9 protein-coding genes and 1 pseudogene are annotated in these 10,602 nt (G+C 72.1%); 3 read left to right on the top strand and 7 right to left on the bottom strand.

Annotated elements, in window-relative coordinates:
* The first annotated feature begins 328 nt into the window (after nt 1-328).
* From V7Z54_RS05355 to V7Z54_RS05345, 3 genes are all read left to right on the top strand, one after another.
* Nucleotides 329-838, top strand: coding sequence for a peptidylprolyl isomerase (locus V7Z54_RS05355; RefSeq protein ID WP_334134935.1), 510 nt, complete (start codon nt 329-331; stop codon nt 836-838).
* A gap of 179 nt (nt 839-1,017) precedes the next feature.
* On the top strand, nt 1,018-1,848 hold the full coding sequence (locus V7Z54_RS05350) for a UDP-2,3-diacylglucosamine diphosphatase (RefSeq protein ID WP_334134933.1): 831 nt from the start codon (nt 1,018-1,020) through the stop codon (nt 1,846-1,848).
* A gap of 40 nt (nt 1,849-1,888) precedes the next feature.
* Nucleotides 1,889-2,845 carry a zinc-dependent peptidase gene (locus tag V7Z54_RS05345; protein WP_334134932.1) on the top strand — a complete coding sequence of 319 codons (957 nt, stop codon included), beginning with the start codon at nt 1,889-1,891 and terminating at the stop codon, nt 2,843-2,845.
* Nucleotides 2,846-2,912: 67 nt separating this feature from the next.
* Here the strand turns inward: V7Z54_RS05345 and V7Z54_RS05340 are convergent, their stop codons facing one another.
* The 7 genes and pseudogenes from V7Z54_RS05340 to V7Z54_RS05310 all read right to left on the bottom strand — a co-directional run.
* Complete coding sequence (locus tag V7Z54_RS05340; protein WP_334134931.1) at nt 2,913-5,537, bottom strand: DUF349 domain-containing protein; 2,625 nt, start codon at nt 5,535-5,537, stop codon at nt 2,913-2,915.
* A gap of 153 nt (nt 5,538-5,690) precedes the next feature.
* Nucleotides 5,691-6,392: a CBS domain-containing protein gene (locus tag V7Z54_RS05335; protein ID WP_334134930.1), complete on the bottom strand. Its 702-nt coding sequence runs from the start codon at nt 6,390-6,392 to the stop codon at nt 5,691-5,693.
* Between the two features lie 164 nt (nt 6,393-6,556).
* Nucleotides 6,557-7,816, bottom strand: a complete 1,260-nt coding sequence (gene hemW / locus V7Z54_RS05330) for a radical SAM family heme chaperone HemW (RefSeq protein WP_443082435.1) — start codon at nt 7,814-7,816, stop codon at nt 6,557-6,559.
* The gene (locus V7Z54_RS05325; protein WP_334134929.1) at nt 7,771-8,436 is read right to left on the bottom strand and encodes a non-canonical purine NTP pyrophosphatase; all 666 of its coding nucleotides are present in this window, start codon (nt 8,434-8,436) and stop codon (nt 7,771-7,773) included. Before V7Z54_RS05325 ends, hemW begins: the two co-directional genes overlap by 46 nt.
* Nucleotides 8,433-9,200, bottom strand: a complete 768-nt coding sequence (gene rph / locus V7Z54_RS05320) for a ribonuclease PH (RefSeq protein WP_334134927.1) — start codon at nt 9,198-9,200, stop codon at nt 8,433-8,435. Before rph ends, V7Z54_RS05325 begins: the two co-directional genes overlap by 4 nt.
* Before the next feature lie 132 nt (nt 9,201-9,332).
* Nucleotides 9,333-10,151, bottom strand: a complete 819-nt coding sequence (locus V7Z54_RS05315) for a PP2C family protein-serine/threonine phosphatase (RefSeq protein WP_334134926.1) — start codon at nt 10,149-10,151, stop codon at nt 9,333-9,335.
* A gap of 83 nt (nt 10,152-10,234) precedes the next feature.
* A pseudogene (locus V7Z54_RS05310) lies at nt 10,235-10,602 on the bottom strand (hypothetical protein); the annotation flags it as partial.

The raw sequence follows: 10,602 nt of genomic DNA, 5'->3' as shown, positions 1-10,602 counted from the left end.
TCGCCCACCGCAATCTGGGCGATGTGTACGCGCAACTGGCGCTGGGCCATTGGCAACGGGCGCTGGCGCTGCAGCCCGACACCCCTGGGCTGGGCACCCGGATGCAACAGCTGCGCACGCTGCTGGAGCCTGCCACGGGAGGACGGCCATGACGCGTCGCCGCGGACTGGTCCTGCTGGCAGCCGCTGGATTGGCGGGCGCTGTCGGGGCCATCGGCACCCTGGGCGCGTGGGCCCAGGGCGGTAGTCGGCCCGACACCGCCGCCGCGCCGGGCGCCCTTTCCTCAACCCCGGCGGGGCCACGCCCCGCCTCTGCTGGAGCAACTGCCTTGAATCCCCGTGTCGAACTGCACATCGCCGGCCGCGGCGTCATCACCCTGGAGCTGGATGCCGCGCGCGCACCCAAGACGGTGGAAAACTTCCTTGCCTACGTGCGCGATGGCCACTACGACGGCACGATTTTTCACCGCGTCATCGACGGCTTTATGATCCAGGGCGGCGGCTTCGAACCGGGCATGAAACAAAAGCCCACCCGCGCCCCGATCGAAAACGAAGCGGCCAACGGTCTGAAAAACGAGCGCTACACCATCGCGATGGCGCGCACGCAGGCGCCGCACTCGGCCACGGCCCAGTTTTTCATCAACGTGGCCGACAACGACTTTTTGAACCACACCGCCCCCACGCTGCAGGGCTGGGGCTACGCGGTCTTTGGGCGCGTGGTGCAGGGTGAAGAGGTGGTGGATGGTATCCGCACGGTGCGCACCGGTCGGCGCGGCTTTCACGACGACGTGCCGCTGGAGGATGTGGTGATCACGAAGGCGGTGGTGGTGGCGCCCTGACGGGGCCCGGCGCCCGGGCCGCAGCGCCCCGCGGACAGACAGCCTGCGCCGGCGATGAAGCCCGCACCGGCCAAACCCCATCGGCGTCTGCTGGGTCACCATCAGTGAATGGCGCCAGGCTTGGCAGTGAGCGCGACGTGGGCCAAGGGCGCCACCCAACCCGTGATGAGCAGGTGCTCATGACCGAACCACTGCAAGTGCTGGGCAAGCCGTACTGGCGGCGTGTGGCCTGCGTGTCGGACGTGCATCTGCAGGCAGCCGATACTGCTACCGCCGACGCGTGGGCAGCGACGCTGCAGGCGCTGCATGCCGACGCGCTGTGCGTGCTGGGTGACCTGTTTGAGGTGTGGGTGGGAGACGATGTGTTGCAAGCCGACCCGGCGCTGGACGCGGAGGTGGCCGCGATGCAACGCGGCGCGCGCGCGCTGGCTGCACTGGCACAGCGCCTGCCGGTGTTCGTGATGCACGGCAACCGCGACTTTCTGCTCGGGCCGGATTTTGCGGCTGCCACCGGGGTGACCCTATTGGGCGACCCGGCGCTGCTGCAGCTCGGATCAGCGCGCTGGCTGCTGAGTCACGGCGACGCGTGGTGCACCGACGACACCGATTACCAGCGTTTTCGCGCCGAAGTGCGCGCGCCGGCTTGGCAGCGGGCTTTTTTAGCGCAGCCGCTGGCGCAGCGCCTGACGCAGGCACGCGCGCTGCGCCAGCGCAGCCGCGTGCACCAGCAGGCGCGCGTCGCTGCGGGCGCCCCCCCCAGTGACGTGAACCCCGCCGCCGTGTTGCAGGCCTGCCGTGCCAGCGGCGCCAGCGGCGTGTTGCATGGGCACACGCACCGCCCGGCGACGCATACGCTGCCGCAAGGCTTCCCGCGCCTGGTGCTGAGCGACTGGGACGCGCGCGCCCAGCCGCCGCGCGGCGACGTGCTGGTGCTGCAGGCCGACGGCGGCTGGCAGCGCCTGGGCATCGGTGGCCGGGGGTGGGATGGCCCAGGCACCGGCGCGATGTGAACGCGGATGGTATGTCGCCGGCCGGCATCGGGGGGACGCCATGAACGCGCCTGCGGCAAGCCGACACTGGCCCTGGCGCCGCTGGGTGCGCGCGCTGCGGCGCTGGTGGTTGCGCGGCTGGCAGCGCTGGCGCGCCGCGCGCGGCGCGGCAGACGCAATTCCCGAGCGACTGTGGCAGCAGGTGCGGCAGGAGCTGCCCTGGCTGCCGGCGCTGGACGCCGGCGAGGAGCAGCGGCTGCGGGCGCTGTGTGCGGCCTTTCTGGCGCGCAAGGAATTCAGTGGCGCGCACGGCCTGCGGGTGGACGACCGCATGGCGTTGCTGGTGGCGGTGCAGGCCTGTCTGCCGCTGCGCCACCGCGGCCTGGCGGCGTTGGCCTGGTACGACGACTTCGTCGGCATCGTGCTGTATCCGGCCGACGTGGTGGCAGCGCGTCGGGTACGTGACGACTCGGGCGTGGTGCACGAATACACCGAAGCCCTGGCCGGTGAAGCGATGCAGGGGGGGCCAATCGTGCTGGCGTGGCCGCGCGTGTCGCAGCCGACCCGCGCGCAGACCGATGACCGCGGCGACAGCGATGGCGCGGACGAGCCGGTGGGGCACAACCTGGTGATCCACGAGTTCGCCCACGCCATCGACATGCACGGCAAGCCCCTGGGGCAGCCACCAGATGGCTGCCCGCTGCTGCCCGCCGACATGCTGCAGCCCAACCCCGCTGCGGCCCGTCAGCGTTGGCGTGATGTGCTGCACGCCGCGTTGCAGGAGCACCGCCGCCGCGTGGCGCTGCACGAGCGCTTTGGCGGCCCGGCACCGTGGCTGGATGCCTACGCCGCTGAGTCGCCCGCCGAGTTTTTTGCCGTCGCCTGCGAGGCCTACTGCGTGGACCGCGCGCGTCTGGCAGCCGAGCACCCGGCACTGGTGGCCCAGCTGGATGCCTTCTTTGCCCATCCGCCGGCACATGCGGGACACCCGGCGTGCCGTGCGCCAGTCGGGGGCTGAGCGCGCGACGGACGCTGGCACGGCGGCCGCGGGCAGACGGCCCGCCCCCCGAGCGCGGCGTGCGCGTTCAGCGGCGCAGCAACACCTTCAGCGCCGCCTGCAGCCGCCGCTCACGCACAGCGTCGTGTGGGCTGGCAAGCACCTGCGCCACATCTTGCACCCAGGTCTCGGCGGGACCCGGCTCGTGTCGGCGCGTCAGCAGCTGCAGCTGCAGCTGGCGGCGCTGTGCCTGCCATTCGGCCGCCGTGGGCAGGTCGGCAGCGATTTCCAGCCGCAGCAGCGCGGTGTCGGCACTGTCGGCCGCCCCACCCCCCTGCTGCAGCGCGCGCACCCAGGCGGCACGTGCGGCAGCCGCCTGCCGGCCGCCGAGCTGCTGCGCAGGCGGCACGCGCTGCGGATCCCGGCTAACCCAGGCTTGCAGCAGCGCGCCCAGTGCCTCCCCATGCGCCTGCACGGCCAGCTGCCGCAGACGCGCCTCGGCGGCCTCCAGCGCCTGCCGCTGGGCGCGGAATGCCGCCTCGCCCAGACGCGGACGCTGAGCCCGCGCCATCCACTCGCCCGTGCCGGCGCGTTCGGGGCGCGCGCCTCGGCTGGCACGCGCCTGCGCCGCAGCGGCCGGGGCAAGCGCGGGGGCTGCCCCGGGGCGGTCGTCTCCCCGCCGTGCCACCAGCGGCCGCACCGCAGCGGGCGCAGCGCCGTCGACCGCCCCGGCAGCCGTGGTGTGGCTCTGTGCCGCTGCGGTGGGCGCGCGGGTATCGCTGCCCGGAATGGGGGATGCGCCATCAGCGTCCGCGCGCGGCACCGCTACAGTGTCGGCCCTGCTGCCGTCCCCGGTCGGGGTCCCGGCCGCAGCGGACTCGGCACTTTCACCGCTGGCGGCCGCACGCAGCGCTGCCATGGCGGCACGGATCTGCTGCGCATCGTCACCGCTGCAGGCGGCCTGCAGCGCGCGCACCGCCTGCATCACGGCGGCATCGAGGGCGCTGAGCGCGGCCTGGGCCTGCTCACGCTCAGCCTGCTTGCGCGCAAACGCGGCGTCGATGGGTTGGCGAAACGCCTCCCATAATTTTTGCTCCTGCCGGCGCTCCAGCGGCACGCGCTGCGCTTCGGCCTGCCAGCGCTGCTGCAGCGCCCTGACCGCATCAAGGCGCAGGCGCGGCTCCGCAGCCAGGGCCTGCGCCTCGGCAATCAACGCCTGGCGGCGCGCTACGCTGTCGGCCTGGGCGGCGTCCAGCCGCGCGTGCGCGGCGGCCATCGCCTCCCTCCACTGTGCCTGCAGCTCGGCGAAGCGCTTTTCGCTCACGTGGCCGCCGTGCCGCCAGCGTTCGGCAAAGGCGTGCAGATCGCGCAGCTGCGCCTTCCAGTCCTCGTCGCTGGCGTGCGTCGCGGTCCAGGCGCGCACCTCGTCGATCAGCTGCTGTCGCGCCTGCTCGGCGGCCTGCTGCTGCGCCTGCTGCTCGCGCCGCCACGCCTGCACCAGCTGGTAGGCGCGGTTGCAGGCGTCGTCAAAGCGTTTCCACAGCGCGTGGTTGGAGGTGCCACCCTGGTCGGTCAGCTTCCACTGCTCGCGCAGGGCGCGGATGGCCTCCTGCAGCTGGGGCCCGTTGGGGCGCTGCGGCGGGGTGCCCTGGGTCAGGGCTTCGGCCTTGGCCAGCAGTTCCTCACGCAGCTGGTCGGCGCGCCAGCGGTGCCAATCCTCCAGCTCCTTGGCCTTGGCCAGCGCGGCCTGGGCGCGCGCCTGCAGCTCGGCCCCCGCGTGGCGTGCATGCACCTTGACCGCATGCCGCAGTTCACCGGCGTAGCGCACCATGGCCTTGGTGTGGCCGGCGCCGAGTTCGCGCTCCAGCGCCTCGATGGCCGGCAGCAGCACCGCCTGCGCCACCGCCTGCACCGCCTTCGGGACCGCGGCAGCCAACGTCGGCGCTTGGCCGCGCGCGGCGCGGATGTCGTCATCCCACACCGGCACCCCGGGCAGCGCCGCCTGCGGATCAGCCGCGGCCGCCCGGGCCTGCGCCAGCGCCGCCTGGAATGCCGTCCACACCGCCTGCAGCTGCTGGCGCGCGTCGTGCAGTTGGGTGGCGTAGCGCGGCTCCAGCTCGGCCGCCTGCGGGCTGGCCTGTAGCGCCGCGGCGCGCTGTTGCCAGGCGGTCACGTCCTGCGCCAGCGTATCGCACACCGTCTGGGCCTCGGCCCACGGCTTGGTGGACAGCAGCTCGATGCGCTGCACCAGCAGGCTGGCGGCCTCGCGCTCCACCGCCACGCGCGTCTGCAGGTCCTCGATGGCTTTCATGCGTTCGGTCAACTGCTGGCGCAGCCCAGCCAGCGGCTCGCGCGACAGCGGCGCGCCCTCGCGGGCCGCATCGCGCAGCCAAGCCATGGCGTCGGCCAGGTTCAGGCGGGGAGCCGCCAGCAGCGTACGCGCCTTGTCGGCCCACTGCGCCGCCAGCGCCTCCTGGGCTCGGGCTCGGCGGCTTTCGTCCAGCCGCTCGCGCACCAGCTTGGCCGCTCCCTTGTCGCGGTGCGCCAGCTCGCGGTAGACCTCGGCCATCAGTTCCACCGGCGGGTCCGTATCCAGCCAGGCACGCAGCCGCGCGGCACGCTCGGCGGCGCCGGGTGCACTGAACACCCCGCCGGTGTGGCGGTCGAGTTCGCTCGGGGTCGATTTGAGGGTCGGGGGTTCGGTCGCGTTCACGGTTGGGTTCGGCCGCGCAGGACGCGGCGTCGGATTCGGGTCAGGTCGGGTCAGCGGGTATCACGGACGGGGCTGCCAGTGGCCGCGAGAGTCCTGGGGTGCTGGCTGCAGCACGGCAGCGCGCGGCACCGGCAGCAACAGTGTTATTGTCACCTACCCGGCCCACAGGTCCAGTGGCGGATCGTGCACCACCGCTTTCAGGATGTCGCTGCGCGAAACGAAGCCGATGAGCGCCTCGCCGTCGTCCACCACCGGCAGCCCGGGCAGGCCGGTCGCCAGCAGCGCCAGCGCCAGGCGGCGCAACGGTGTCTCGGGTGTGACCGCCGGCACCGGCGTGACCATGATGCTGCTCAAGGGCTGGGCAAGAAACGCGCGCCACACCAGCGCGCTGTCCTGCGGCCGCGGTAGATGCTCGGGGCTGAGCAGCTCGGCGCGCGTCAGCAGGCCAATCAGGCGTCCGGCCCCGTCGAGCACCGGCGCCTGCCCGACGTCACGCTCGGCCAGCAGGCGCCAGCCTTCGGCAACCGGCAGCTGCTCTTGCACGGTAACCACGTCGCGCGTCATCACATCCTGCACGCGCTCCAGCGGATGACGCGTCACGGGAGGGTGCTGTACGTCGCCGTAGGCCTGCATCGCCACCGCGGCTGTGCGCGGCAGCGCGGGGGCCGGTGCGCCGCCCTGCGCATCCCCGCCCGCTCGCGGCGGCACGCGAAAGCCGCTGTCGGCGAAGTCAGGGCGGTCCACCTCCACCGCCAGCGGGCGTAGGCGGGCAGAGCGCAGCGTTGGCAGCACGCGCCGCAGCTCCTCGATCGGGCCACGGTACATCAACCCCGACGTGCCATAGATGGCCAGCATCACACCCCTCCATCGCAGACCTGCCCCCGGCGGACAGCCCCATCGACGCAACGCGCGCGTGGCTCGGATGTGGCCCGTCCCGCCCGGCCCCCGGCGCCAGCGGCACGGGGCGCGCCGGGCTGCCGCAGTGGTCGCCGCGCCGCCGCTGATGCGGCGCGCCGGGCTCAGTCGGGCAGGAACAGGGCCTGCAAGTCGCTGAGCCAGTCGTAGCCCTGCGCGGTTGGTGTCACCCGGTCGCGCGCACGATCCCACGCCAGCCAGCCGCGCCGACACGCCGCCTCGATGGTGCCCGAAACCGTGGTTATCGGCAAGCCGGTGCGGGTACTAAACAGCGACACATCGAACCCATCGCGCAGCCGCAGCGCGTTGAGCATGAACTCAAAGGGCAGGTCGCGTGCGGCGACCTCGTGCTCCTGCGCCACGGGCTGGCCCTGCAGCGCCTGGTGCAGGTAGCGCGCCGGATCGCGCCAGCGCACCTGGCGCACGATACGCCCGGCGAAGCTGAGCTTGCCGTGCGCGCCGGCACCGATGCCCAGGTAGTCGCCGAACTGCCAGTAGTTCAGGTTGTGCTGGCAGCGGTGGCCCACGCGGGCGTAGGCCGACACCTCATAGCGCTGCAAGCCGGCGGCGGCAGTCCGTTCGACGGCAGCATCCAGCATCGCGTAGGCGGTGTCGTCATCGGGCAGCGCAGGCGGCGCATTGGCAAAGCGCGTATTGGGCTCGATGGTGAGGTGATACAGCGACAGGTGCGGCGGCGCAAAGGCCAGCGCGGTGTCGAGCTCGCGCCGCCAGTCGGCCAGCGTCTGCCCAGGCAGCGCGTACATCAGGTCGAGGTTGAAGGTGGTGAAGTGGCGCGCCGCTTCCTCGGCCGCGGCGCGCGCCTGCGCTGCGTCGTGCACACGGCCGATGGCGCGCAGCAGCCGGTCGTCGAAGCTCTGCACGCCAATGCTCAGCCGGGTGACGCCGGCATCACGGTAGGCGGCAAAGCGCTGCCGCTCGAACGTGCCGGGGTTGGCCTCGAGGGTGATTTCGGCGTCGGGCTGCAACGGCAGCCGGGCTCGGATGGCCGACAGCAGCTCGCCGATGACGTCGGGATCGAACAGGCTGGGGGTGCCTCCACCCAGGAAGACACTGACCACCGCGCGCCCCCACACCAGCGGCAGGCTGGCCTCGAGGTCGGCGATGAGGGCGCGCACGTAGTCGTGCTGGGGCAGGGCCGTCTGCCCAGCGGCGGGGCCGTGCCACTCGTGCGAATTGAAGTCGCAGTAGGGACACTTCTTCAGGCACCAGGGCAGATGCACGTACAGCGACAGCGGCGGCAATTGCGTCAGGTGCACGGCCCCAGGCTGCCGCCAGTGTACGGCCTGTGCTGAGGCCATCATATCTGCCCCGGCCAGGCGGCGCTGAGGTCGGCTGGCCACCAACGCTGCTGCATCAGCTCCAGCATGGCACGCGCGGCGCGTCCGCGGTGGCTGAGCCCATTTTTGACGTCCGAAGGCAACTGGGCCAGGGTGCAGCCCAGATCGGGCAGCACCATGATTGGGTCAAAACCGAAGCCGCCGTCGCCCACGGGTGTGCGCGCAATCCAGCCCTCGATGCGACCGCTGGCCACCAGCGGCTCGGGGTCGTCGGCATGGCGCACCGCCACCAGCGTACTGACCATGGCGGCGCGGCGGTCGTCGAGGCCGTGCATTTGCTCCAGCAGCGCCCGCACGTTGTTGGCGTCACTTTTGGGGTAGCCAAACTGGGTGCAGTAGTGCGCGGTGTCCACCCCCGGGCGGCCACCGAACGCCGCCACACACAGGCCGGCGTCGTCGGCCAGCGCCGGCAGCCCGCTGGCCGCCGCGGCATGGCGTGCCTTGGCCAGCGCGTTCTCGAGGAAGGTTCGGTGCGGCTCGGGTGCCTCGGGAATGCCCAGCTGGCCCTGGGCGACGAGCTCCACCCCGAGCGGTGCCAGCAGCACCTGCAGCTCAGCCAGCTTGCCCGCGTTATTGGACGCCAGCACCAGTCGGCGTGGCACGGTGGCTGCGGTCGGCGCGCTCATCCGACTTCAGCCCCGGCCAGCGCCGCACGCTGCAGCGCGATCAGCTGGGTGATGCCGCGCTCGGCCAGCGCCAGCAGCGCGTCCAATTCGGCGCGGGTCAACGGCGCGCCCTCGGCCGTGCCCTGCACCTCGACAAAATGCCCGGCACCCGTCATGACCACATTCATGTCGGTGGCGCAGGCGGCGTCCTCCACGTAGTCCAGATCGAGCACGGGGCGGCCATCGACGATGCCCACGGAGACCGCCGCCACCGGCGCGTGGATCGGGCTAGCAGCCAGCTTGCCTTCGGCCAGCAGGGTCTGCACCGCGTCGTAGGCGGCCACCCAGGCACCGGTGATGGCGGCGGTGCGCGTGCCGCCGTCGGCCTGCAGCACGTCGCAGTCCAGCGTCAGCGTGCGCTCGCCCAGTGCATCCAGGTCGAAGACGGCGCGCAGCGCGCGGCCGATGAGGCGCTGGATTTCTTGCGTGCGCCCACTCTGTTTGCCGCGCGCGGCCTCACGCTCGCTGCGCGTGTGGGTGGCGCGTGGCAGCATGCCGTACTCGGCCGTCACCCAGCCGCCCCCGCTGCCCTTGCGATGTGGCGGCACGCGGTCTTCGATGGAGGCCGTGCATAGCACGCGGGTGCGGCCGAATTCGATCAGCACCGAGCCCTCGGCGTGAACGGTGTAGCCGCGCGTGATGCGCACCGGACGCAGCTGATCGGGGGCGCGGCCGTCGTGCCGGGCAGCGGCCGCAGAGGGGAGTGCAATGGGCGGAAGCGTCATGGATGCAAGCGCACAACAGCAGCAATCGAAGGGAACACGCGCTGCCGGCACCATACCGAAGTGGTGCCGGCAGCTTGCTTGGACGCCCCGATCGTAACCGGCGACAGCCTTCAACAATCCGCCGCGCTTACTTCAGGGGCGGCGGCGGCCGGGCGCGGCCGGAGCCGGCGCGCGGTGCGAGCGCCATATGGCGGCGTGGATCCCCGCAATGGTACGCTCGATTTCGAGCTCGTCGAGATCTGCGCCGCCTGCCCCAGCGCCCCTCACCCTCGCCGTTTCGGGCGGCTCGAGCACCTGAGTCGAGGGAAAATCATCCTCGCCCAGCCACTGCAGTCCGATCAACGTCACATGGTCGCCGTGCCGTCCCCCGCGGTGCATGGCACGCTGGGCCAACCCCTCCACGGCGTCGGCCAGCGGCGTGGCGCACAGGTCAGCGGCCAGCACCTCATCCCCAAACACGCTCCACACGCCATGCGAGCACAGCAAAACGCGGTCCCCCACCTGCAGCGGCCCCGGGCCCAGCACGTCGGACAACGGCTCGGCATCCGACCCCAGGCAGGCGAACAGCACGCTGCGGCTGACGCCCGCCGGCAGCCGGCCGAACCGCTCGGGCTGATCGTGGTAGCTGTGGTCGCGCGTGCGGCGCAGCAGGCGCGCGTTGCGCACCCAGTACAGGCGTGAATCGCCGCTGTGCAAAGCCGTCAGCCGCCCGTGCTGCACCACCGCCGCCACCACCGTGGTGCGGGGGTGTTCGGGCAGGTTCTGTGCTCGCGCGAAATCGACGATCGCCCGGTTGGCGGCATGCACGGTATCCTGCAAAAAAGCGCGCTCATCGGCTAGCCGCGGCCGCGCCTGCTCAACGAACGCCTGCAGGAACGTGCGCACCGCGATCTCGGCCGCCCGGTCGCCCTGGGGGTGCCCGCCCATGCCATCGGCCAGCACCAGCAGCAACGCCTGTGGGGTGTGGGTTTACCCCACGCGGTCTTCGTTACGCGCCCTTCCGCCCGCGTGGGTGCCCTGGTACACGGTGACGTTCACGGCGGTTCCAAAAAGCTGGAGCGCTGGGTGACGGGAGCCGGTGCCGGCGTCGGCGCGCGCACGCCCAGCCCGAAACGGGTGCGCACGCGCTCCCACCACGACGGTGTCTCCGGCAGCAGCGCCTCGGCCTCCCGCGCCAGCTCCCGCTGCAGCGCAAACACCGACTGGGGACGCGACAGCGGGTCAAGCGCCATGCACCACTCGATGATGTGGATCAGATCGTCGGTGTAGACGCCACGCAGCCGCGCCAGCGCCTGCGGCAGACGGTCCTTCTCCTGCCGCTGCGGCGCATCATATGGGGGAAACCCCTGCATGCACGATAGCATGCAGACCCCGATGGCGTAGATGTCGGTCCACGGCCCCA

It is taken from the genome of Tepidimonas sp., from assembly GCF_036824975.1.
In the GTDB taxonomy this organism is placed as follows: Bacteria; Pseudomonadota; Gammaproteobacteria; order Burkholderiales; family Burkholderiaceae_C; genus Tepidimonas.
This window is presented reverse-complemented; position numbering and strand designations above follow the sequence as displayed.

What these genes read in the sequence shown, in the direction of transcription:
- V7Z54_RS05350 (WP_334134933.1), top strand. Translation starts at nt 1,018, where the DNA reads ATGACCGAACCACTGCAAGTGCTGGGCAAGCCGTACTGGCGGCGTGTG.
- V7Z54_RS05345 (WP_334134932.1), top strand. Translation starts at nt 1,889, where the DNA reads ATGAACGCGCCTGCGGCAAGCCGACACTGGCCCTGGCGCCGCTGGGTG.
- V7Z54_RS05335 (WP_334134930.1), bottom strand. Translation starts at nt 6,392, where the DNA reads ATGCTGGCCATCTATGGCACGTCGGGGTTGATGTACCGTGGCCCGATC.
- V7Z54_RS05325 (WP_334134929.1), bottom strand. Translation starts at nt 8,436, where the DNA reads ATGAGCGCGCCGACCGCAGCCACCGTGCCACGCCGACTGGTGCTGGCG.
- rph (WP_334134927.1), bottom strand. Translation starts at nt 9,200, where the DNA reads ATGACGCTTCCGCCCATTGCACTCCCCTCTGCGGCCGCTGCCCGGCAC.